The sequence below is a fragment of the Bradyrhizobium sp. LB14.3 genome, from assembly GCF_040547985.1.
GTDB lineage: Bacteria > Pseudomonadota > Alphaproteobacteria > Rhizobiales > Xanthobacteraceae > Bradyrhizobium.
In genome coordinates this window covers 289,979-312,003 of record NZ_JBEPQT010000005.1, presented here as the reverse complement: position 1 = coordinate 312,003, position 22,025 = coordinate 289,979, and the positions used below count along the sequence as shown (strand labels likewise).

Annotated in this window: 20 protein-coding genes and 1 pseudogene; 10 read left to right on the top strand and 11 right to left on the bottom strand. The window is 57.3% G+C overall.

Annotated elements, in window-relative coordinates; translation table 11 throughout:
* Together rfbB and rfbC are read right to left on the bottom strand one after the other, a co-directional pair.
* Window positions 1–1,059, bottom strand: coding sequence for a dTDP-glucose 4,6-dehydratase (gene rfbB, locus ABIB00_RS14035; protein WP_354104776.1), 1,059 nt, complete (start codon window positions 1,057–1,059; stop codon window positions 1–3).
* A gap of 14 nt (window positions 1,060–1,073) precedes the next feature.
* A complete protein-coding gene (gene rfbC / locus ABIB00_RS14030; RefSeq protein WP_354104732.1) occupies window positions 1,074–1,631 on the bottom strand; it encodes a dTDP-4-dehydrorhamnose 3,5-epimerase in 558 nt (185 codons plus the stop codon).
* Window positions 1,632–1,995: 364 nt separating this feature from the next.
* Between rfbC and ABIB00_RS14025 the strand changes: the two genes are divergently transcribed.
* The 3 genes from ABIB00_RS14025 to ABIB00_RS14015 all read left to right on the top strand — a co-directional run bounded on the left by ABIB00_RS14025 (window position 1,996) and on the right by ABIB00_RS14015 (window position 8,140).
* A complete protein-coding gene (locus ABIB00_RS14025) occupies window positions 1,996–4,332 on the top strand; it encodes an AAA family ATPase (RefSeq protein WP_354104775.1) in 2,337 nt (778 codons plus the stop codon).
* A 74-nt stretch (window positions 4,333–4,406) separates the two neighbouring features.
* Window positions 4,407–6,416 carry a hypothetical protein gene (locus ABIB00_RS14020; RefSeq protein ID WP_354104731.1) on the top strand — a complete coding sequence of 670 codons (2,010 nt, stop codon included), beginning with the start codon at window positions 4,407–4,409 and terminating at the stop codon, window positions 6,414–6,416.
* Window positions 6,417–6,670: 254 nt separating this feature from the next.
* A complete protein-coding gene (locus tag ABIB00_RS14015; RefSeq protein ID WP_354104730.1) occupies window positions 6,671–8,140 on the top strand; it encodes an exopolysaccharide biosynthesis polyprenyl glycosylphosphotransferase in 1,470 nt (489 codons plus the stop codon).
* A 57-nt stretch (window positions 8,141–8,197) separates the two neighbouring features.
* On the opposite strand, the gene ABIB00_RS14010 is transcribed toward ABIB00_RS14015, so the two are convergent.
* Entirely contained in the window at window positions 8,198–8,566 is a 369-nt protein-coding gene (locus ABIB00_RS14010) for an H-NS histone family protein (protein ID WP_354104729.1), read from the bottom strand.
* Window positions 8,567–9,284: 718 nt separating this feature from the next.
* On the opposite strand from ABIB00_RS14010, the gene ABIB00_RS14005 reads away from it, so the two are divergent.
* Window positions 9,285–9,671 carry an H-NS histone family protein gene (locus ABIB00_RS14005; RefSeq protein WP_354104728.1) on the top strand — a complete coding sequence of 129 codons (387 nt, stop codon included), beginning with the start codon at window positions 9,285–9,287 and terminating at the stop codon, window positions 9,669–9,671.
* Window positions 9,672–9,830: 159 nt separating this feature from the next.
* On the opposite strand, the gene ABIB00_RS14000 is transcribed toward ABIB00_RS14005, so the two are convergent.
* The 6 genes from ABIB00_RS14000 to ABIB00_RS13975 all read right to left on the bottom strand — a co-directional run bounded on the left by ABIB00_RS14000 (window position 9,831) and on the right by ABIB00_RS13975 (window position 16,213).
* A complete protein-coding gene (locus ABIB00_RS14000) occupies window positions 9,831–10,910 on the bottom strand; it encodes a nucleotidyltransferase family protein (protein WP_354104727.1) in 1,080 nt (359 codons plus the stop codon).
* Window positions 10,897–12,027, bottom strand: a complete 1,131-nt coding sequence (locus ABIB00_RS13995; RefSeq protein ID WP_354104726.1) for a serine/threonine protein kinase — start codon at window positions 12,025–12,027, stop codon at window positions 10,897–10,899. The genes ABIB00_RS14000 and ABIB00_RS13995 overlap by 14 nt, the downstream gene beginning before the upstream one ends.
* A 157-nt stretch (window positions 12,028–12,184) precedes the next feature.
* The gene (locus ABIB00_RS13990; protein WP_354104725.1) at window positions 12,185–12,430 is read right to left on the bottom strand and encodes a hypothetical protein; all 246 of its coding nucleotides are present in this window, start codon (window positions 12,428–12,430) and stop codon (window positions 12,185–12,187) included.
* A gap of 1,187 nt (window positions 12,431–13,617) precedes the next feature.
* Window positions 13,618–14,145 carry a hypothetical protein gene (locus tag ABIB00_RS39075; RefSeq protein ID WP_502917811.1) on the bottom strand — a complete coding sequence of 176 codons (528 nt, stop codon included), beginning with the start codon at window positions 14,143–14,145 and terminating at the stop codon, window positions 13,618–13,620.
* A gap of 821 nt (window positions 14,146–14,966) precedes the next feature.
* Window positions 14,967–15,218 carry a hypothetical protein gene (locus tag ABIB00_RS13980; protein WP_354104723.1) on the bottom strand — a complete coding sequence of 84 codons (252 nt, stop codon included), beginning with the start codon at window positions 15,216–15,218 and terminating at the stop codon, window positions 14,967–14,969.
* Window positions 15,219–15,724: 506 nt separating this feature from the next.
* Window positions 15,725–16,213: an arsenate-mycothiol transferase ArsC gene (locus ABIB00_RS13975; protein ID WP_247444011.1), complete on the bottom strand. Its 489-nt coding sequence runs from the start codon at window positions 16,211–16,213 to the stop codon at window positions 15,725–15,727.
* A gap of 521 nt (window positions 16,214–16,734) precedes the next feature.
* Here ABIB00_RS13975 and ABIB00_RS13970 point away from each other — a divergent pair.
* The 6 genes and pseudogenes from ABIB00_RS13970 to ABIB00_RS13945 all read left to right on the top strand — a co-directional run bounded on the left by ABIB00_RS13970 (window position 16,735) and on the right by ABIB00_RS13945 (window position 19,361).
* Window positions 16,735–17,085, top strand: coding sequence for a hypothetical protein (locus ABIB00_RS13970; RefSeq protein WP_354104722.1), 351 nt, complete (start codon window positions 16,735–16,737; stop codon window positions 17,083–17,085).
* Window positions 17,086–17,688: 603 nt separating this feature from the next.
* Window positions 17,689–18,072 (top strand): annotated as a pseudogene (locus tag ABIB00_RS13965) (SMP-30/gluconolactonase/LRE family protein); the annotation flags it as partial.
* An 85-nt stretch (window positions 18,073–18,157) separates the two neighbouring features.
* Window positions 18,158–18,391: an SMP-30/gluconolactonase/LRE family protein gene (locus ABIB00_RS13960; protein WP_354104774.1), complete on the top strand. Its 234-nt coding sequence runs from the start codon at window positions 18,158–18,160 to the stop codon at window positions 18,389–18,391.
* A gap of 16 nt (window positions 18,392–18,407) precedes the next feature.
* Window positions 18,408–18,716: a tripartite tricarboxylate transporter substrate-binding protein gene (locus ABIB00_RS13955; RefSeq protein WP_354104721.1), complete on the top strand. Its 309-nt coding sequence runs from the start codon at window positions 18,408–18,410 to the stop codon at window positions 18,714–18,716.
* Complete coding sequence (locus ABIB00_RS13950) at window positions 18,664–18,984, top strand: tripartite tricarboxylate transporter substrate-binding protein (protein ID WP_354104720.1); 321 nt, start codon at window positions 18,664–18,666, stop codon at window positions 18,982–18,984. The genes ABIB00_RS13955 and ABIB00_RS13950 overlap by 53 nt, the downstream gene beginning before the upstream one ends.
* A 5-nt stretch (window positions 18,985–18,989) precedes the next feature.
* The gene (locus ABIB00_RS13945) at window positions 18,990–19,361 is read left to right on the top strand and encodes a tripartite tricarboxylate transporter substrate-binding protein (RefSeq protein ID WP_345946867.1); all 372 of its coding nucleotides are present in this window, start codon (window positions 18,990–18,992) and stop codon (window positions 19,359–19,361) included.
* A gap of 400 nt (window positions 19,362–19,761) precedes the next feature.
* On the opposite strand, the gene ABIB00_RS13940 is transcribed toward ABIB00_RS13945, so the two are convergent.
* Window positions 19,762–21,165: an amidase gene (locus ABIB00_RS13940; protein WP_354104719.1), complete on the bottom strand. Its 1,404-nt coding sequence runs from the start codon at window positions 21,163–21,165 to the stop codon at window positions 19,762–19,764.
* Between the two features lie 85 nt (window positions 21,166–21,250).
* Window positions 21,251–22,012, bottom strand: a complete 762-nt coding sequence (locus ABIB00_RS13935; RefSeq protein WP_354104718.1) for an SDR family NAD(P)-dependent oxidoreductase — start codon at window positions 22,010–22,012, stop codon at window positions 21,251–21,253.
* Window positions 22,013–22,025: the final 13 nt, after the last annotated feature.

Sequence of the window (22,025 nt, the reverse complement as noted above, 5' to 3'; positions counted from 1 at the left end):
TCAATGTTGGACCGCGAGGAGACCCAGACGCGAGCCGTCATAGACACCGCAGCGAGCACGCTCCCACCATGCACGGTTTTTGAGATACCATCCGACCGTTTCGGCCAAGCCCTGTTCGAAGGCCCTCGTCGGCTCCCAGCCAAGTTCGCGATGTGCCTTCGACGCGTCGACGGCATAGCGCGAATCATGTCCCGGACGATCCGGCACGAAAGCAATGAGAGATCGTCTCACTCCCGCGCCCGGAGATAACCGATCCAGCACATCACAAATCCGGGTGACCACTTCCAGGTTGGATCGCTGGCTGTCTCCGCCGAAATTGTATTTCTCACCCGGTCTCCCCTCGTACAGAAGTCTTATCAAGCCGGCGGCGTGATCATCGACGTGAAGCCAGTCGCGAATATTTCCGCCGTCGCCATAGACCGGTAGTGGCTTCCGGTCGATCGCATTGAGGATCGTCAACGGGATGAGCTTTTCCGGGAACTGGTACGGTCCGTAATTGTTCGAACAATTCGATACGATGACTGGCAGTCCGTAGGTTCTGAACCACGCGAGCGCGAGGTGGTCCGAGGCCGCCTTGCTCGCCGAATACGGCGAACTCGGCCTGTAGGGCGTGTCCTCGCGAAACAAGTCCTCCGGCCCCAATGAACCGTAGACTTCGTCTGTCGATACGTGGATGAATCGGAACTGCTTCCGCCGCGGAAGCGGCAGACGTTCGTAGTAAATCCTGGCCGCCTCCAACAGCGTGTAGGTGCCAACTATGTTGGTGCTGACGAAGGCCTCGGGCCCGGCGATCGAACGGTCGACGTGGCTTTCGGCGGCCAGATGTATGATCGCATCCGGCTCGTAGTCGGCGAACGCGAGATCCATAACCTGTCGATCGCAGATGTCGGACTGCAGGAACGCATAGGACCCCAGCCCCTCGATGCTCGCCAGCGAAGCCAGGTCGGCTGCGTATGTCAACTTGTCGACGTTGATCACTGCGGCACCGGTCTGCAGCACTAAACGGCGACACACCGCAGAGCCGATAAAGCCCGCTCCGCCGGTCACCAAGATACGCATCTTACTCATCTCCGCTATTCGAAAACGCAAGCTACTTGGCTGAGCACAGGAAGGGTCTGGTCCTTTGGCGATATCTGAGCCTCTGAGGTTGTCACCGGCCACTTGATTGCTAATGCGGGATCAGCCCAATAGACGCCGCAGTCATGGCTCGGCGCGTAGACCTGGTCGACTTTGTACAAGACGACGGTCTTGGGCTGCAGCGTACAGAAACCATGCGCGAATCCCTTCGGAATGAACAGCTGCTCACCGCTTTCGCTATCCAACCGGATGGCGACGTGCTTGCCGAAGTTGGGCGATGAACGCCGGAGATCAACGGCAACATCCAGAATGGCCCCGTTCAACACCCGTATGAGCTTGGCCTGGGCGAAGGGCGGTCGCTGGAAATGCAAGCCGCGCACTGTGCCGATCCGATCTGAGCTGGACTGATTATCCTGAACGAAGTCATGGAGGATCCCCTTTTCGGCAAAAGCCGATCGCCGAAAGGTTTCACAGAAGTAGCCGCGGGCATCGGAGAACCGATCTGTTCGAATTACTTTGACATCAGGGATAGCCAAGGATCGCAGTTCCAGCATTGGGCACCTCCTGCCGGCCCTCAATTTCGAACAGGTTTAACGCAGATTATAATCTTCGATAGGATCAATTTTCCGTCCGCCAACTCGTCTCTAACGCTCACATTATTTTCTAACGCTCACATTATTTGCGATGCAAACACCAATCCGAACGTAAACTTCGGAAACATCATCTTTTTTTGTCGATGTCGCATCGAAGCAGCGGCCTCGCCCTTATTTTCAGCCACACTTAAATTAATATATGATTTATTTAAATTGGCAAGCAGATTTTTTAATGTATATAATCTATCGGCGCCCGCACGTTCTCCCTGAACGTTGGTCTGCGGGCGGGCGGCCTAAACGTGACCCACTGTCAGACAGGTACGTGATGCTCCAGAACAATCTTCAACACACGGATAGATTACGGCTGCCGGTGAACGGGCTGGCTCAACCAGCCCAGGCACAGGGCGGAGGAATAAGCGACATCATCAATTTCGGGATCGGGCTTCTACGGCGCCAATATCTCGTGATCCTTGTCACTGCTGGACTCGTGACTGCGGCCAGCCTGCTTTATCTCCGGGTGGTGCCTCCAACCTATACCGCGCAGGTTCAGCTCCTGTTGGCTAATCCAAGGCCCCAATTTGTCCAGCAGCAATCACTTCTCGCCGAGCCGGCCTTCGATCTCAGTCAAATCGAGACCCAGCTTCAACTCCTGAGATCAAAGGCCACCGCGGTTGCGGTAATCGACCAGTTGAAACTGGCTGACGATCCGGACTTTAATTCGTCAGGGCTATCTCTACAGTCGCTCTGGCAGCGGATTCGGACATGGGCCTCGCCTGGATCGAGGAAAGACAGCCCACCCGATACGAAGGGCGAACCATCGGACACTCTCGTAGACGCATTTCTGAATCGGCTTTCAGCGGGGCGTGTCGGGTTCAGCAGCGTCATTGAGATCAGCTTCAATTCGAGCAACGCGGCCCGAGCCGCGGAGATCGTCAACGCGGTAGCCAATACCTATGTTGCGGACCAGTTCAATGCAAAGTTCGACGCCAATCGCAAGGCAACAAGCTGGCTGCAGGAGAGGCTGCGCGATCTCGGTGACCAAGCCCTCGCTGCACAACGTGCTGTCGACGTCTACAAGGCCCAGAACAATATCGTATCTTTGGACGGAAAGTCCATCGACGAGCAGCAGATCACAGAAATCAACAATCGACTGGCTGCCGCACGTGCCCAGGCGTCGGAGGCCGCGGCCAAGTTGGCTCGCTATGAATCTCTCCTTGCCTCCGATCCGAAGAAGCCGTCCTCGATGATCAATCTGGATGCTGTCGGGGCCGATGCGACGAACAGTCAGATCATTACGGGGCTACGCCAACAGTATCTAGAACTCACGAGACGTGAGGCCGAGTTGACGGCCAAGGTCGGTCGCGACCACTTGGCAGTTGTCAATATCCGGAACCGCATTCGGGAGTTTCGCGTCTCTCTTCTCGACGAAGTCAGAAGACTTGCCGAAGTCAGCCGAAGCGAATTCGAGCTCGCTAAACAGCGGCAGGAAGAAATCGAAAAGCAGTTGTCCAAGGCCGTTTCGCAGTCCCGTTCAGTCAATTCTGCTGAGCTGACTATCAAGGATTTGGAAAGCCGGGCAAAGGGCTTGCGTAGCTTGTATGAGACTTTCCTGCAGCGTTACATGGGCTCCGCACAGCAGGAGACATTCTCCATCTCGGAAACGCGGGTAATCTCTCCCGCTTCGCCACCGTCGAGCAAGAGCAAGCCAAAGACAAGGCTGGTGCTGGCGGTCGGCATCCTCGGCGGTCTCGCGCTAGGCGTAGGCTTGGCGCTGCTCAGAGACCTTATGGACCGCGTCTTTCGCACCTCTTCACAAGTGGAAACTGTGTTGGAATTGCCTTGTCTATCTTTGGTCCCATTGTTACCGGCCCGCAAATCTCCGAAGCTACCAGTTCGACTCCAGCAAACCCACGATGATGTTCAGCAACAGATAGCTTCGTCTCCAACCGCAATTCATCGAACCGTGGTCGGGATGCCGCTATCTCGATATACCGAGGCAATTCGTTCCATCAAGCTAGCCATCGACCATAATCCGGCGAAAATCTCCTCCCAGGTCATCGGCATTACCTCGGCCCTGCCGAATGAGGGGAAGACCACGATTGCAGCCTCGCTCGCGCAATTGATCGGGCACACCGGCAAGAGAGCTATCATCGTCGATTGCGACCTCAGGAATCCCTCACTATCAGCGATCTTTGCGCCCAAAGCTGCCGCCGGAATTATCGAGGTGGCAAACGGCAGCCGCTCCCTCGCGGACACTATCTGGCGGGATCCGACGACCAATCTTGCATTTCTACCTGCCGTGCGGCGGGGACCTCTGCTTCACACCAGCGAAATTCTTTGCGCCGACGCGATAAGCAAGTTGTTCGACCGTTTGCGAGCCGACTACGACTACGTCATCGTCGACCTCCCTCCCCTGACACCGCTGGTCGATGTCCGAGCCACTTCGTCTCTAATAGACTGCTACATTCTCGTTGTTGAATGGGGCCGAACCAAAATAGATGTCGTGCAGCACGCGCTGCACACGGCACCCAACATCCACGAATCGCTGATTGGAGCAGTTCTCAGCAAGACGGATACCAAGGCAATGGCTCGATATGACGGACACCGGAGCTACTACTATCATGATAGCCATTACATCCGTTATGGACTTTCCGGGTCTTGAGGCTGTCTCGTAGTGGCCCCCCGTTCTCCGCCTAGCGGATCAGTGGAGTGGCCGCGCGACAAGGTGGTGTTTAAATGATTATCCGGCTTGTCATGTTAGCCGAGTTAGTGGCGATCACCGCGGCGCTCACATTGCCGGAAAGCCTACAGAGCTTGGGATTGGCATCGTTCATACTTGCAACAGCCGCGTTCGTTGTGGCGATCTTTCCGTCATCCGCATCCCTCGGGCTCGCCAAGCTGCTCCGGCCTTATCTCGTCGTTGTACTCGCGGCGCCGGCGCTCTGGATGGCGTTACAGGCGGTGCCGATGCCCGTGGACACGCTCGGCAATCCCATCTGGGCAACTGCTTCGGCGGCCTTAAACGAGCCCCTCGCCGAAATGATTACAGTCGATATTGGTGCGACTATGCTCTCGCTCGCGCAGTATTGCGCTGTGCTCGCCGCGGCCTTCGTCACTGCGGTCATCACGCTTGACCGATATCGCGCAGCGCAAGTCCTGCATCTCCTACTGTCGGTAACCACCATTGCGACAGCCATGTGGTTCGGTAAGGAAGCACGTGCTGTCGCCGGACCCGACGGCTCAACCGTCGCTGTGCTTGGCGTCTTGCTCGCCTGCGCGACGGCGATACGCGCAGCGGATCAATTGCGGCGGCACAGGCGGCCAGGAATAGTCGCGCCAACCCCGCTCCCTGCTTTGTCCGCCGCGATCATCGCAATGATTGTGTGCATGACCGCGCTGCTCATTCGAACCGACTCCGCCGCCGTCATTGCCGCCCTCCTTGGATCAGGAATCTTGGTCTCGGTGTTCAGTATTCGGAGATGGTACTTGGGCTTGTGGGGGACCGCTGGTGTTCTCGCAACCGCCGCAATACTCTTTATTGCCGGCGCAACGGTCATTCCATTCAGGACTAACACCGATGTGACGATCGCGTTGTCGACGAGCAGCCAGATCGCGACAGAACGGATGCTACAGGACGTCAGGCCGGCGGGATCCGGTGCCGGCGCTTCGACGGTCCTCTTGCCTCTTTATGGGGACGTCGATATCGGCGCCCCGCGAGAAAGGTCAACGGCTGCCGCTGCAATCGTTATCGACATGGGGTGGGCGTTCCTTTGCGGCCTCGTAGTGATTGCAATGCTTGGCGCTTGTATCCTGTTCAGGCGTTCTCTGTCACGCGGTTACGATTACGTATATCCAGCCTTGGGCGCCGGCGCTTCGATTGCACTGCCAATATTAGCCTTTGCCGAGCATGGAATTCTGGGTCTTGGCGCATCGCTCCTGGTCGCAGCGCTTTTTGGACTAGCATTCGGCCAAAGCGTCCCCGGTGTAGGCCGCGAGGCCTTAACCGTGGAATCGAAAGAGGCCTCGGATTGGATGGCCGGTCCCGTTCCGGCGTCTCGTCCAAGGCTCGCCTCAGCGCTTGTCACCATTTGGCCGCGCGTTGCCCTGATGGTGCTTGGAATAGTGCTGATCATGCAGACAATGTGGATGGTTCTCCCCACGTGGTATCTCGCTGGTCAGTCTTCTTTGTCGGCAGCTGTTTCGGCCGCAGCGGCATGGCCAAACGGGATCTCGAAACCAGTTTCGGTTGCGGCTGCGCGCGGAGACTTTCGAATCCACGGCGAATCGCTACCCCGCGGGGAGCCAGCTCTCGCCGCGGACGAGCAAAAGACCGAACTTCCGGCAGCGTCGAGTTCTTTGGTCCGGTCATTGCGCTCTTCGCCGCTTCACGGCGACATTTGGCTCATGCTCGCGGCGTCGAAGCAGAATTCGTCCCAGTCGAGCACGGCAGCCATGCTCAAGATGTCGTACTATACTGCGCCGAACGATTTGGATCTGCTTCCGTTAAGGCTATCGGTCGCGCTCGCTACAGATGCTGTGGTACGGGAGCTTGAATTTCGGGACTTGATCAAGCGGGACGTCAGCCTCGTCGTTACGCGTGGATCTGCTATCAGATCAGCGCTTGTGACCGCGTACCGGTCAGCCTCAAGCGAGGGGAAGATCTATCTCGAGAGCCTAATTTCGGAGCTTGATCCGACGTACCTCGACAACATGCGCGCGCCGCGTTCTCGTCAGGGTTCTCGATAGAATCCTCTGGTTCCGTGACGGCGGCTTGCGTGCAGGAAGCCTTACCTCTGCGGCAAAACGCTCCGCGAGTGAAACTGCCGCTCCAAGACCCGGGTACGGAGCCCACCCGACTGCGTTGCGAGTTCCGGCACCGAAAGAATTTCCGCCACGGACCATGACTTTGAGCAAATTTAAATAACACGGACCAACATTTCATACTTGATAATTCCAATAGATTAATAATAAATTAAATAGTTAATCTAGGGCGCCCGGCAATGAATTTCGTGAACCGACATTTCCCCGATCAAGATGAGACGGATTGTGTCAGTCCGGGGCCAGCGGTACCCCGCCAGCATAACTGGCCCCTCAGATACGAGTCGATCGAATACGTGGCGCTCTGTGCGGATGTTGCGACCATTCTATTTGCGAGCGTCGTTTCTAGGTCGCTGCACCAAATTCAAGATGCGCAGGCCGCAGGTGACTTGAGTAACGCACTTTGCTTGGCACTGGTCAGCGCAGCTTGTCTCGTTTGCCTGTTGAAGACCCATGGCCTCTATCGGCCAGTTGAGCTCCTTGTCCTTCGAAATCAGATACGCGCCCTTTGTTTGGCGTGGACGTCATTGTTGCTTTTGATTTGGGCCGTGTTCGGCTTTGCGATCGGTCCGGGTTCTTCTCAAGAAGCAGGCTCACTCTTCGCTGTCATCGGCCTAGGCTTGCTTATTGCCGAACGGTGGGGTGTCAGGACACTTCTCGGTAGAGGCCTGAGCGGTAGAAAATTTGCTAGCACGAACATCGCTTTGATCAGCGATCAACCTCTATCGGAAAATGCCGGGCTGTCTGAAACGTTGGCAATGCACGGTTACTGCGTCAAGGGAAGGTTCAGCTTGCCTCCGATGGGCTTCGGTCCTGCCAGTAGAAGGCGGCTCGCCAGCCGCGTGATTGACTACATTCGCAGTTCCCAGCTTGACCAAGTGGTGGTGGAGGCTAACCCGGAACGATGGCCCGAACTTCGGGCCTTGGTTGCCGATTTACGGGTATTGCCTTTCCCGATCATGTTCGTGCCGGTCGGCACAACATCCGAGTTGCTTCGACATCCTACGCGGAGTCTCGGAAGTGCCGTTTGTGTAGAACTTCAGCGCGGTCCCCTCACGCCCATTGAATGCGCGACGAAACGAACCATCGATCTCGTTGGCGCAGGCCTCGCCTTGACGATATTTGCACCGCTCCTCGCGCTGGCTACGGTGGCGATCAAGCTGGATTCTCCTGGCCCTGTATTCTTTCGACAACAACGCTGCGGCTTTAACGGCCGGACCTTCTTGATCCGCAAATTTCGGACGATGCATGTGCTCGAGGACGGGCCTGTGATCCTTCAGGCCGACCGCGCCGATCGACGCGTTACCCGCGTCGGCAAATGGCTGCGCCGGACAAGCTTCGACGAACTGCCACAGCTGCTGAATGTACTCGACGGCAGCATGTCACTGGTGGGCCCCCGTCCTCATGCCTTGGCTCACGACGGAGAATTTGACAAGCTGGTGCGCAACTATGCCCTTCGCCGCAGGGTCAGGCCGGGATTGACTGGGTGGGCTCAAGTCCACGGCTGCCGCGGCCCGACTCCTACAGCGGTCATGGTCGAAACACGTGTACAATATGATCTCTGGTACATCGACAACTGGAGCCCTCGGTTGGATCTCGCAATCTTGCTGCGAACCCCCGTGGAGGTGCTGCGTGGCCGCAATGCCTACTAGGCGCACAGATTTATGTGGCTGCGCCGGCTAGCTTGCCGCCGATCATTGCCGAGCCGGTCAGCCCCGCTGACGAAGCTTAGGACCCGCTTCGCCTATGCGAAAGTCCTCAACCCTTCGACCGGACTTCACTGCTGCAACCAACCACCGCGGCCGCTTGCCACGCCCTGACCAGGTCTCGGACGTCTGTGGGTTCCGATACTTCGGCAGAACTCGCGGATATTTACGCCTCTGCTTTCCGGTCGGAGACGCGCCTGCGCCACGGGAGTCCGCTAAAACAGCCATCCCGCCCCCGAGAACTGCTAAGCGCTTCTCCAGTTCGTGCTTCTCCGCCTTGATCCGCTCAGACAACATCCCGCTAATTTCCTCATGAAGCGACCAGAGATCGTCAAGAGACATGGATTCTAGTTCGAGTTTCTTAGCCGACATGGGCTCACCTTTTAGTTGCGATCATCTAATATTGGCCCGATTGACATTAATCAAGACGAAGAGCCAAATTGTCCCGCAAAATGTGCGGAACCGACTGGAACCTTCGTTCCAGATAGCTGCGTCTCGGTTATTAATCAAGTCTGGAGAATGAGTGATCCGCAGAATTTAACCGCGGAGAAGTAATTTCACGCGCCCAGCGCAGGGCCGCGGAACGCATCAAACGTCAAACCGGACCTTGGGATGAGATCAAGCCGGTCGCGTGAACAACTTTTCGCGCCGCAGCCTCAAGAAGGACGCTTGACGCGCCGAGGCGCTCTTCCTTCGTCTGGGCATCCTTATTACCGTACGGTCGTCCCATACCCGCAGACGGGAGCGAATAACTTCGATATCCCGCAGTGCACGCTGCCTGAGCTCGATTTGGGCCATCAGAGCCTGGATGTCCGAAAATGAGGCCGAGGGAACGATAAATCGGCTGACTGAATCTTGAAGACGTTCAAGAGGAAGTTCGATCAAGACTGCTCCTCCATCAGCAATTTCTTTGCTCGAAAGCATTAATAAATAATCGTCGCAATAATTATTAAATCATATATAATAATTTTATTGCCAGGTCAATTCCGGTACTGACTTCGTCAATCGTTCATTCGCGGCTCGGTCACGATACTCGAATGTAGAAGATGATAGATGGGCAACCAGTCAGTCGAACGGTGACGAGAATGCTATGCGCAAGCAGGATCTCGAAGCTATGGATTTTGAGGAACTTTGGCTTCTCCACGAGGAGCTGACCAAGATTCTTGCTGAAAAGATAACCGCCGAGAAGCGTCAACTGGAAAAGCGTCTTGCGCAACTCAACCAACCCGATCAATTGGGCCAAGCTGAAAGCGGAGCAGCCGAGACGGGGACGGGGCAGCCACCACGCCGCAAATACCCAAAGGTCGTACCGAAATACCTTAACCCACTCCAGCCGACAGAGACTTGGTCGGGACGCGGTAAACAGCCTCGCTGGCTGGTTGCCGCGCTCCAATCAGGGCACACGTTGGAGGAGTTCAGGATTCACGAGAACGACGAATCACCCGATCGGATTGCTGGTGGTCAAGGGCATTCCTAGCTCTGCGCAGGCGCAAATTTGACTTGCCTGGAAATGCCTGCCCTGCGGATTCTGGAAAACAGTCTACCGACCTGCGAGTAGGTAGCTGATTGCAAAACCCGTTCCGCCAAGGGATCTGCCGCCAATCCCTCGAAAGCGCTCGTGAGACCGTCGCTGACCCTAGACCTTTCCCGTACGAACCGCGGTGGTCGCTCTCAACAGCAACTGTAAGGTGCTCGCTCTTGGGACAGACCACAATCCACGCGGGCGCGCGCTGGTTTTCGTGCGGCCAATGGCCGCCTCCCTACGGTAATTTCTGAGGTCCAGAACAGTCATCGCGAGGAAGGGCACACGAGTGGCGGGATAGCGCGCTTGCATCAATTGTCGCATGAACTGCAGACGCGGAATCAGTCGGGAGCGCAGCGAGCGCGGGATCTCAACCCCGAGCAGCTCAGCGAGAGCGAACAACTGGGTTTCAACTGCGTTCTTCATCAATTCACCCGAAAGATGAGAGATAAGCTCATTCCAATCGATACCCCCGAGGGGACTGCTCAAATCTCGCAATTCAAGAAGATGTCGCAGATCGAGGTCGCCCAGCCAGTAACCGAAGTCTTGAAACTGATCGTGGATGATCAAGATAAGCGCCCGGTAGGTAGGCGTGGGAACATACGCGCTCCCGGGCCCCAACCGCGTGGGGACGCAATGATTCAGGGTTTGTCCGGGATCGCGGTTGAAGTATCCGGGGCCTGGAGCAGCGCGCTGCAGATCGATGGTCCCGACATCCCGCGACCGGTTCAGCTCTACATACCATCTCTGGCTTTCGGGAAGGGACCGCTCATGAATTTGATAGCCAATTGCGCCCAGAGCGGCGACCGCCCTTTCAGCTTCGTCCGGCATGACCATAATATCCAGATCAGACATCAGCCGAATCCCTCGCCGTTCATCAGGCGCGGTGGCTAGCGTTGCTGCTCCCTTGAGCAATATTGGCGTCACTCCTTGGCCGTTCATCGCAATGACGGCTTCTTCCAATTGAACCGCCAACCGGTCGTTGCGCAGTACGTTTCGGTGATAGACCTGTCGGATATACGCGCAGACGTCGTCCGGCAACACCGATGCAAATTGATCGACGAAGTCAATGAGCGCGGGCGTCGTCAATGTCTCGTTTGCGAGGCCGATTACGGACGTCCACTCCACATCGGCAGGCGGCAAACCTCGAAGGCAATTACAGAGGCTCGTCAGTGCCGCACTATGCTTTGCCATTGCACAAGTCCATCAGCAGCGCCCGGGCCTCTCCCGACTGGGAGTAGGTAAGCTGAAACGATCGCGCGCCGGCGACAATCCGCTTCAAAGCAAAAAACCCGGCCTGCGACAGCCTTCCGTCGGCGGCAAATGCGCCGTCAATGAGCCGCTTCATCGAATCCAGCTGATCCAGCGATGCCAGCTCGGCCGTGCCGCTCGCAACCCGGTTCAAAAAAATGATCCAACTCGCAGAAAGGCTTCCAATGTGCGCGTTCCGAATAGGCAAGTATCGCACCTGAGCGCCGTCGGCCCTGCAATGCGTGACGCCGTCCCAACTGCTATGCAACAGCGACAACAACTCCCATGACCCTTCCTTGAGAGTGAGAGCAAATGGAAATCCACAGACCGCGCCATCATCACCAATCAGCGCAACATCGTCACCGGTATACTGAAATCCTGCGTCCACCAATTGCAGTGTAAGCGTCGACTTGCCGGCTCCCGGCTGGCCGCACAACAGCAAGCCAGTCCCGCAATTCGCAAGAGACGCGGCATGGAGGGCGAAGACCCATCGATCGCTTCGAATAAGCCGCTCGGTCAAGTACGCTTTGACTGTAGGTGCAAGTGCTTCGAGTTCACATCTGTGGACGCCCCCGTCAATTCCTCGGAAGAACACTCGATCGTCCAGCAGCATCGCCTCGATTGCGATATCGTTTTCGCCATCCTCGTTGTCCAGGATGCAAAATAGCGAAACCAACCGCTGCAGGAGCTCCCGATTGTCAGCCCGGACACTGATACGATGCCGCCCTAAAATGGCTGAGAAGGCACAACTGGCCGAGATTTGCCAATCGACGTCGAGCAGCCCTTGATCTGTCCAAGCGTCTATAGCCTGCCACGTGAACCGGCGCGCCGCGTGCTCAACAATGTCCAGCTCTCCGAGCTCCCGATAAACGGTTGCCAAAGAAGCGCCCTCTGCCAACTTGCACCAGATAAATGCACCCAGCTGGTCCAGCTGATAGATGTTCTGCCTTGTCTCACTAAATAGCACGGGTCGGCCATCCAGCAGTGCGAAGACTGCATCCACAGCTGGCCTCAACACCACTTTTTCTGATGATTTTTCGAGCACGGCTCCAGCCAACATGAGCAGTATTTAATCTCGTCACCGTGCCGAGCCAGCCGCGACGAAATCTGCGATGCACTGTTCCACAGCCTTCGATGGAACGAACAGCCGCCTCAGATCCAAGCCCAGCATCTAGCGTGGGCACACATCACTTCGAAAATGGCCAGACACCGACGGGTCAAGCAGCCAGCTGATTGCCCTCGCCTGTTCTGGTTCGAGAATTGTTCACCACATCTTCTGTACAATCGCTGTGCAGCACAGCTAAGCGGTGAGCGTCCAGCAGATACCGATAGGCTTCACGATCAGCACTGCGCTCTTTTAAAATTCGTTCCCTTTCACCGATGATTATTAATTGGTCGCGCATTTTGGCGAACTGCAGCGTAGCGGAGCCGATGTTGCGCTTGTTATGATTTGATTCCCACATGGTTCCCTCCCAGCACAGCACAACTTACAAAGTTAGCTTACGTCATGCGGCAGAATTGACAATAAATATTCGCGGCGTCAAATATAATAAAAATGCGCCGTATGATTGAACCTGCACCATCCCCCTTGATACCAAGGGGCGCGCTCGTAGAAGGCGCTCGGAGACCCGCCGACGATTAACCGGCTCATCAACGACAGATATCCATCGATCCTTATTCCGATTTCCAGAACGCATACGCTCGATTCATTCGAGCAAATGCGATTTAATTTGCAAATTGATTTTTTCGAAGCGAACATATGACGAAGTGAAGAACGAGGAGTGAAGCTGTCGAGATGCGCCGTCACCGGCATCTCTCATGGCGCCAAGCAAACGCCCAGCGCCCGATGCCGCTAAGTAAACAGCACTCCCACTCAAGCCAGCCGGTTTCCGATCAGCAGCGAGCAATATCTAGGAAAGGCCTACATGGGTATGATTATGGTCAAGTGCCCCCAAACCGGTCACGTTATTCCCACCGGTATCATGTCCGATCGTGAGACATTTCTGCGAAGCGTCGTGTTTTTCGGCAATACTCATTGTCCAATTTGCCGCGCCAATCACAATTGGTTTGCTCGCGAGGCTTGGGTGGAGGAACCGGTCACTCAGCTTGTCAAGTTGTTCGGAAGGGCGCCGTCGTGCTGATGTCGAATATCGTCGGCGTATACGTCTGGCCGAATTAACGGTGGAATGCGGACCGGATGGATAGCCTTATTTGGCACCGCGCTTGCTGAGTTCTGTTGCGCTCCACCTTCCGACCCGTGGAAAGGAACTTGGCCGCGCCTGATAGAAGCGAAATGATGCGCTTCTCAATGGAGACTGTTGCTATGCCGCTTCGGCCAGATCCGCAGCGGCTATGTGCAAGTTGAGAGATCGGGTCCTACCTCCTCTCAGCTGATCGCTATCATGGTCCTTTCGCCCTCACCGGGTAGAATCGCGCCTAGCTTCGAACTTCGCAGGCGACCGCGCTAAGCGGGGATGCGGATCTCGTTCATCGGCCCGATCGCCGATAACGGCTCCTGCAAAACATTAAACGACTGGTCGCCTGCAAATTGTCCGAGCGAGAGAAGCCGCAGCGAATCTCCGCTGCGGTTCTCGACAGGAGGCGTGCCGCCTGGATGTGGAGTCCTGATGGGACGCGCTGCACGATGCTGCTAGGCTGAGCGAGGGTTCACGATGGTGTACCCCCTTAGGGAGCGCGCGTGGATCCTCGTCGCGTGCCCTCCCGAGTTTGCGTCATACGCCAACCAGATGTCACCGGCGATGTGCCGCTCCAGGACAAAGACGTGTCCGCGTCGCGCTGCAGCCATTCCCGGGGCGGGCGAGCCGCGCGGAAAACGCAGCCAATTAGCCGCCAGGTTAAGTTCCGGCACTATGCGACCAAACACTCGTATTGCCGCACCACATCCACAGAACGATCGAGGGCAACCGGCTGGACGACCGCCGACGATCTCAGTCTCAGCCATGTCTGAGCTGACTGCGGACATCCTTAAGCTCCGAACAGCATCTGGTTTTAGACCTCGTGCTGATCTGCTAGATCTCTGCATGTGCACCAACGACGTTGAAAAATCGCAGGGCATAGTGACGTTGCATTCGGGTGGAGGAGGACGTAAAGGGCGCGCCTCCGAAGAAACGGAGATTGTTAAAGCGAAAATTAACGCAGTTACTACTCGACTAAACATGCAGGGGACTCCCGATTAATGGCCCCGCCCCAGCCAAGAGAACGCCTTGTATTTTGTCGAATTTAAGCTTGCCGTTTAAAATTTCTCACTTGAATAAATTAAATAATTGAACAGGATTTGGGGACCTATGCCGGCCTTATGTCTCTTTGCGATGCATTGCGAGCAAGGTTGGAGCGCACGCGGACAGGCGGTGATTCTCACATTCTCCGATGTTGGATAGATCCCTGGGAGGCCCTTACCAGCCTCAGCTTACAGGTTCAGCGCTTGGTCGGAAAATGAGAGCCCAAGGGCCGGGCACACGCAATCGCGGGCATGGGATCTCGCCGGCTTTGAGGCCAAGGTACCCCTCCGGCAGCGCACGGTTGAGTGCCGTCGCCCTAACAGCATCCGCTCGCTTTGCCGTCGTGAAAGAATGTTCAACCGCATAAATTCCCGGGAGATGGCCTCAATGGGGCCCTCTCGTTTTGGCGGGGCGCCTGCTGCTTAGTCCTTCCTCCCGCCGGGGTGACATCTTACTGATAGATCCGTCTGAGTTTTCGAATGATCCACCGTGCTCGCCATCGGCGCAGCTTTAGGGCCTGGGACGAAAATCGGAGCCAGCCTGGTCGGCAGCGAAAGGACACTGCGTGCCACCTCCTCCTCGTTACTGTCGTGCACCCCACGCTAGCGAGACGTAAAGATGCACCGCAAGCAGAAAGACAGCCGCATATCCCGTGAAGAACAACATTTGGGGTACCGCTCGAAGAATGACCTCTTTGATATTGCCCATATGAGCCTCTCGGTGCTCCCTGTTCGGTGGCACGGGGCTAAAGGTTGCGCTCTTACGATCGAAGCTGCTTTTGCAGATCGTTACGCTCTTCAAGTAGTTCGTTCAAACGTTGAGCATTGCCAATTTGTGTTTCCTGCCACTCGATTCGATCTTCTGCAGTCCATAAGTAAGACTCTCGATTGAACCGATCTTTTTCAAATCCATCGACTTGAATGTACATCTCGATTTCACGCTCAACCTTGTCCAACTGCTCTTGGAGAGCCCTCCGTTGCCTCGGTGGCCACGTTTTAGCAATATCCGTCACCCGCCTGAACCTACACCCCAAGTGAAGAGGCTTGGCATCCGCATGCTCCGACGAGAATAGGAGCTCCGGATTGGGTTTATTGGGCGACCTGTTGAGCGAAGCGATATGTGTGCTTGGTAATAAATGCATCGACATCTGAATAGCTCGATTTATGGGAGCGACGTCTACAATATTATTCTACCGAAATATATGAGGAATATACCTTAAGCTATAGCATTTCAATTCCATAAATAATCACAGACGGCGCCGGACTCCCCGACTGCGCTTTGGCTGCCATGGAGGGAATTGAGCCCGTTGCAAATTCTTATTTAAATACTCCAATGATTTTTATTAATTGAACAATGGACACACTGAATGCCATGAGGGCCAATCCAGGCTGCTTCGCTGTCGATGCGGACAGGGGCTGACGGCTCTGCCATGCCCTTTCGGCGAACGAATAGAACAACCATCTGCCTCACGCGGATGAAGGTGGCGCTATGATGGAGTGGGGATGTCCGCGCCTCCCGCTATTCTTTCCGCAGGCTTTCGGCATGCCCCTTCAGGACCGCCGGTTGTCGCGATATAGCGATCAAGTTCGTGACCATTTGCGTCAGGTGCGGCAGGGCATCGCTGGGCTGGGCGACATCGATATCATCCACTTGCCAATACAGGACCCGGTCCGCCACAGCCGGAAAGTGGCGTTCGATCATCGATCGATGCTCCGCCTCTTTCAATCCTATGACGACATCTGCTTGACTGAAGTCAGCTAAACTGCAGGCCTGCGGAAATTTATCAGCGCCCTTCGGGCTAATTCCTAGGGCTTGCAACCCCTCGAGTGCAAAGCCGGAGATGGGACCGGTGTTCTCAAGCGCCCCCCTCTCGGCAGAGCCTCTGGAGAATGCTCGCCATGGCAGCTCCTCTTGTTCAGCAAGGTGATTGAACAGTTCCTCCGCAAACCGGCTGCGGTAGTAGTTGCCCGTACAAAGGAAGAGAACCCATTTGCAGTTTTCAGTCATTCCGAGACGCCAGGAAATGGAAGTTCGATGGTGGCTGGAGGCGTGAGTTTATCTCGAATCGCGCCAATCTCCTCGACCCAACGATCACCAGCTTGTCTCCTGTAACATCGCTGGCCGAAAGCTTGGCGAATGCGCCGCGAGGCCATACCGCACCGTCAGCTATTCTGTCGAATGAAGAATGGCATCAGCTTCTCGAAGATTTGCGACCGAAAGCGATCAATCTCCCAGGTAAGCGCATCGCTAAACCCTGTGGCATACGCATGGATAGTGGCTCGGTCCGCAGTTACCTTGGTGGGCACCCCATTTACAACCACCAAACCAGTCAGAACCTTTCCATCCCATTCAACTGCGCGACCACAATCGACCGACATGGCAACTTCCAATATAAATGACAGGATGGCCTTATATCTCACACATTCCAAACCTGCGCCAATCTACTTGATTTTAATAACACGATTAAATCGAGGATTGAAATGGAATTTACGTAGCTAACTGCCTCTTTTGATCGATTGACATTGCCGATGATCACCTATTCGACTCCCATTTTGCATTTAATTAACGCGATACGCGGAGACTGGCTCTGGTCTATCGGGCGACCGATGCCGGCGCGACGTGCGTTTTCCAAGCTCGCCGACCGGCTGGCGAACCTCGCTACCGTTACTGCCGACGATCGCCACCTGCTCACGGTTGCGCCCGCAGCGTTAGGGGAAGGACTGCAACAGCGCCTGTCCGCCGGACTTCACGCAGACGAAGTCCTGTTGAAGCTGGACGAGGTTGCTAAAAGGGCCAATCGTCGGCCCCGTTCTGGATGTCAGTCGGGAAGACCGCAGGAACAACGCCGCGGCGGTATTGACCGGCCTGATCGACGGTAGAGGCGCTCATCGACCGATTTCTTGCGACCACAAAGGGCGCGCGCGATCGAGAACGACAAGAGCCGTCCGTGGCACAGGCGCGATTAGCTCGAAATGCCGCACGGCGTGCGGCGGATTTTTGCCGCACGCGTGCCGCACGGCGGCCAAAAGAACGAACCGAGGTCGGCCTAAGCGACTGATGCTGTTGTGGATTAGATGGTGGGCGCACCAGGGCTCGAACCTGGGACCCGCTGATTAAGAGTCTCATCTTCTACGAACGCAAACAGGTACTTAGCTGTAAAATGGTCGTTCAATGAGCCTATATAGACCAATAGGTTACACGCGGATTGTAAATCGCATGGGGAACCCCCAGCCCTGCGTCCGGAACGTAAGTAGCGATCGAAAAATCCAGCGCTTGTTACGAGCAGGCTGCTCCGGACATTTTTTGACGGGGGGTGCAGGTGGTCATCATCCTTTTCTGCCCGGCCGCGCCCTTCGCTGGTTGCGCCACCGGCGCCTCGAAGTCGAGGCGGAAGGCCCGCAGATACGCGTCCATAGCCCCGGTGAAAGCAACTCCGCCCGCCGTGACCACAAGGCCACTCACCAGTGGTGTGTCCCAGTTGAATGCCATTCCAAGCGGCGTACGACGGCGAGCCGAACGGGTTGAAGATCGCGCGCGACGGGCGGATCGTCATCACGGACTATCGCTATGGGCTCATGACGCTCGATCCAGCCAGCGGCAAGGTCACGTCCATGCTGGAGCGGCGCTGGTCGGAGCGTTTCAAAGGCATCAACGACCTGGTCCTTGCCAGCAATGGCGACATCTATTTCACCGACCAGGGCCAGACCGGCATGCACGACCCGACCGGTCGCGTCTATCGCCTGCGCGTGGACGGAACGCTCGACCAGATCGTCAACAACGTCCGCAGCCCGAACGGCCTCGTGCTCAACGGCAGCGAACACATCCTCTACGTGGCCGCCACAAGGGGCAATGCGATCTGGCGGATACCGCTGATGCCCGACGGCACGGCATCGAAGGTCGGCATCTTCATTCAACTGTCCGGCAGCCTCGGCGGGGCCCGATGGCCTTGCGATAGACGAGCAGGACAACCTTGCCATTGCTCACGCCGGTCTTGGTACCGACTGGATTTTCAGCCGCCTGGGCGAGCCGCTCTATCGGATCCGCTCCTGCGAAGGGCTCGCCACCACCAACGTGGCCTATGGCGGTCCCGACAACAAGAGCCTCTACATCACTGAATCCGAGAGCGGCTGTGTCCTGGTTGCGCGCCTTCCCGTCGCCGGTCGGTTGATGGCGTCGCATCGATAGCGAAAGGATAACCTTCATGCTCTGGACGGTGCAGACGGTAGTTCTGATTCTTGGCCTGACCGCGTCGGGGACGGCCTGGGCCGCATGGCCCGACGACAACCCGGTCGAAGTCGTCGTTGGCTTCGCCGCGGGTGGCGGGACCGACGTGATGGCCCGCAAGCTTCTTCCCTTCGTCGAGAAAAGACTTGGCGGGAACGCGAGATTTGTCGTCGTCAACAAGCCCGGTGCCGGCGGCGAGATCGCGGTCGCAGCGATTGCGCGCGCCGTCCCCGATGCCTACGCGATCGGGTCGTCAACGTCCCCGGCTACAACTTTCTGCCGATGAAAGACCCTGTACACCATGGGACGAAATCCGTCTGGTTGCGCGCGTGGTCGACGATCCCAGCGTGATCGTCGTTCGCAACGACAGCCCGTTCACGACCCTCGCAAGCGTGCTCGACGCGCAGCGCAAGAAGCCGGGTTCGGTCACGTTCGGCCATAACGGCGCGGGCACGAACAAACATCTGGCCATCCGCATGCTCGCAAAGGCGGCCGGCGTCGAGCCGAATGAGATTTCCTATCGCGGAACGGCAGCGGCCATCTGGTCAGCCTGAGCAAAGTGCCTAAGCTTCACGGTACCAACAAAGCAGAGCTCCGGGCTATCGCAATCCTGTCTAAGCCTAGTTCCTCATCATTGCCCGGCGTACCCACGGCCGAGGAAGCCGGCGTTCCCGTCATCATGACCGCCGAGCGCGGCTTTGCGCCGCCGAAGGGCGCGCCCGATGACATCGCGAAGAAGCTGCAAGCCGCGATCGCCGAGAGCCTCAACGATCCCGAATACATCAAGTGCTCAGCCGGTGGTGCTCCAGTGCTCGCTTTCATAGCCGGAGCCGAATGGCAAGCGTCTCGACGATATGACGAACGGGTTGCAGCCGCTTGCGAGCGAGATTCAGTCGATCGGAGCGCGCCGCTTACGCCAATCCGTAACTGACTGCAAGTCCTACTGACGGCAGGAAGTCATTGAATTCCGGTGGCGTCTGGGCTCTCTCGGGCTCCCCAAAAACCTACCCAGGCATCCGCTGAGATCGACGATATGCGGTTCGATCCGACTTCCGCTCATGGCCATAGCTGACTTTCGACAACTCAAACCTGCTAGATGGGCGGAAGCGGTCATCTTGTCTACGCCCGGCCACCACTGATAAGCTTTCGGCTATTTCCTTATCAGTTCGCGAACTGCCTCCATTTGCGACGAAGCCATATCGGTTGCCGACTGACTGCTGGGCTCACCAACCCAAATTTCGTGTTCGACTCGCTAAATGAGCCCTATCTGCCAGTCGACTCCGCAGGCTAGGAGATTGCGCGCGCGTCTTGGTATCATTCCGTGACCCCGTTCATTCGATGGCCGCGCGCCGGGTATGCCAGTCCGTTACCGATTGGAAGGCATGACCGGCGCGGGCAAGCACATCCTCGGACAGATGCGGACCCACCAGCTGCATGCTGAGCGGCAGGCCGTCCGACGCCATCCCGTTCGGCAGCGTGATAGTGGGGCTGCCCGAGAAGTCGAACACCGCGGTGAAGCGCAGGATACTGAGCAGCACGTTCGGATCGGCACCGTATTCGGCCATCTTGGTCAGCGTCGGGATCGGCACAGGCATTGTGGGGATCAGCAGCAAGTCGATATCGCCGAACAAGGCGGCGAGACTTCCGCAGAACTTCAGTCGCTCATGATGGATCTGCGCGATCTCGATACCGCTCATCGACCTGCCCTGCTCGATCAGCTGCGCCAGATCGGGGCCGTATTCCGATTTTCGCGACGGATAGGTCTCCAGGTGCGCCTCCGCCGTTTCGATCGAGCACATCGGGATCCACATGCTGACAAGCTTCTCGTAGGCCGGGAACTTGACCTCGCGGATATCGGCACCGAGCGCTGCCAGCGTGCGTTCGGCTTCCAGCAACGCAGCGACCACCTGCGGATCGATCCCGTCCTGGATGTAGCTGCGGTCCACGCCGATCCGTACGCCCCGGATGCCGTCACCGATGCCGGCCAGATAGTTCGGCACCGGCGCCTGCAGGGCCGTGGGGTCGTTGACATCGGCACCTGCGATGACGCCGAGCATGGCCGCCGCGTCAGCAGCGCTTCGACACATCGGCCCGACATGGTCGAGCGAGTCCGCCAGCGGAAAGACGCCGTGGCGGCTGACGCGTCCCCAGGTCGGCTTGATGCCGGTCAATCCGCAGGTCGCCGACGGAAACCGGATCGAGCCGCCGGTGTCGCTGCCGATCGAGCCGAAGCAGAGCCCCACCGAGGTCGCCACGCCCGATCCGCTTGACGAGGAGCCGACCCAGTAATCGACACCCCAGGGATTGAGCGGCGCCTGATCGTTCGGATGGTGGCTGGTATAGGCGCCCTCGGTCATCTTGAGCTTGCCAAGAGTGACGGCGCCGGCGTGCTCGAGCCGGTCCACGATCGTCGCATTGAAGGACGGAACGAACTTGGCATGGATCGTAGTGCCGCCTGCCGTCGGTGCGAACGTGGTGTAGCAGAGATCCTTCAATCCGATCGGCACGCCATGCAATGGTCCACGCCAGACGCCCTTGGCAAGCTCTGCGTCACAGCGCTTCGCTTGCGCCATGGCCCGCTCGGCAAGCACGAGCGCGTAACCGTAAAACTTGCTATCGAGCTTCGCGATCCGGCTCAGCATGGCCTCGGTTACTTTCGAAGGCAGGAGCTCACCCCGGCGGAACAGCTCGGAGAGTTCGGTGATCGACTTGTAGTGAATTGGATCCGCTGACATCTGACAGCCCTGCTGTTGTCGGAAATGGCTTCGCTCACCGGCGCCGCAGACGGCCGGCCTCGTGACTACGCTGCTCGATATGCGCCTAGAACTGCACGCCGCGCGTGAGGGCACCATCAACCACGAGGTTGGTCCCCGTGATGAAGCTCGCCGCCTTGCTGGCAAGGAACACAGCGCCGTTCGCCATCTCCTGCGGCGTTCCCATGCGGCCGGTAGGATTGAGCGCCAGCGCGGTGTTGTACAGTTCGGGATTGCCATCCTTGATCTGATTCCAGACACCGCCCTCGAAATAGGTGTTGCCGGGAGAGACCGAGTTGGCGCGGATGCCTTTGCCGGCAAGCTGGAAGGCGAGCCCCTGCGTGTAATGGATGATCGCAGCCTTGAACGTGCCGTAGGGGCCGCTGGCGAAGTCGACCTCGCGGCCCGACACGCTGGAGATGGTGACGATCGCAGCGGCCTTGCTCTTCTCAAGATACGGCATCGCCGCATTGACCAGCCGCACCGTGCCCATCATGTCGGTGGAGAACTCCTTCTCCCAGCTCTCCTCGTCCTGCCCAATCGACAGCGCGCTGACATTGGCAACGACGATATCGATCCCGCCAAGTTTCGAGGCCATATCCTCGACCCAGACCTTGAGCGCCGGCCCATTGGAGACGTCGACGGAACCGCCGAACGCCGCAACACCTTTCGCCTTGATCGCGGTGACAGCACTATCGACGTCGGCCTGGTTGCGGGCGCAGATGCCGACATCTGCGCCTTCCGCCGCGAAGGTGTCGGCTATCGCCTTGCCGATGCCCCTGGTGCTGCCGGTAACGAGAACCTTTGCTCCCTTGAGTCCCAGATCCATGTCCATTCCCTCC

Bases quoted from the DNA above. Each gene is read 5' to 3' on its own strand.
- rfbB (WP_354104776.1), bottom strand. From the start codon at position 1,059: ATGCGTATCTTGGTGACCGGCGGAGCGGGCTTTATCGGCTCTGCGGTG.
- rfbC (WP_354104732.1), bottom strand. From the start codon at position 1,631: ATGCTGGAACTGCGATCCTTGGCTATCCCTGATGTCAAAGTAATTCGA.
- ABIB00_RS14025 (WP_354104775.1), top strand. From the start codon at position 1,996: ATGCTCCAGAACAATCTTCAACACACGGATAGATTACGGCTGCCGGTG.
- ABIB00_RS14020 (WP_354104731.1), top strand. From the start codon at position 4,407: ATGATTATCCGGCTTGTCATGTTAGCCGAGTTAGTGGCGATCACCGCG.
- ABIB00_RS14015 (WP_354104730.1), top strand. From the start codon at position 6,671: ATGAATTTCGTGAACCGACATTTCCCCGATCAAGATGAGACGGATTGT.
- ABIB00_RS14010 (WP_354104729.1), bottom strand. From the start codon at position 8,566: ATGTCGGCTAAGAAACTCGAACTAGAATCCATGTCTCTTGACGATCTC.
- ABIB00_RS14005 (WP_354104728.1), top strand. From the start codon at position 9,285: ATGCGCAAGCAGGATCTCGAAGCTATGGATTTTGAGGAACTTTGGCTT.
- ABIB00_RS14000 (WP_354104727.1), bottom strand. From the start codon at position 10,910: ATGGCAAAGCATAGTGCGGCACTGACGAGCCTCTGTAATTGCCTTCGA.
- ABIB00_RS13995 (WP_354104726.1), bottom strand. From the start codon at position 12,027: ATGTTGGCTGGAGCCGTGCTCGAAAAATCATCAGAAAAAGTGGTGTTG.
- ABIB00_RS13990 (WP_354104725.1), bottom strand. From the start codon at position 12,430: ATGTGGGAATCAAATCATAACAAGCGCAACATCGGCTCCGCTACGCTG.
- ABIB00_RS39075 (WP_502917811.1), bottom strand. From the start codon at position 14,145: ATGTTTAGTCGAGTAGTAACTGCGTTAATTTTCGCTTTAACAATCTCC.
- ABIB00_RS13975 (WP_247444011.1), bottom strand. From the start codon at position 16,213: ATGACTGAAAACTGCAAATGGGTTCTCTTCCTTTGTACGGGCAACTAC.
- ABIB00_RS13970 (WP_354104722.1), top strand. From the start codon at position 16,735: ATGATCACCTATTCGACTCCCATTTTGCATTTAATTAACGCGATACGC.
- ABIB00_RS13955 (WP_354104721.1), top strand. From the start codon at position 18,408: ATGCTCTGGACGGTGCAGACGGTAGTTCTGATTCTTGGCCTGACCGCG.
- ABIB00_RS13950 (WP_354104720.1), top strand. From the start codon at position 18,664: ATGCCTACGCGATCGGGTCGTCAACGTCCCCGGCTACAACTTTCTGCC.
- ABIB00_RS13940 (WP_354104719.1), bottom strand. From the start codon at position 21,165: ATGTCAGCGGATCCAATTCACTACAAGTCGATCACCGAACTCTCCGAG.
- ABIB00_RS13935 (WP_354104718.1), bottom strand. From the start codon at position 22,012: ATGGATCTGGGACTCAAGGGAGCAAAGGTTCTCGTTACCGGCAGCACC.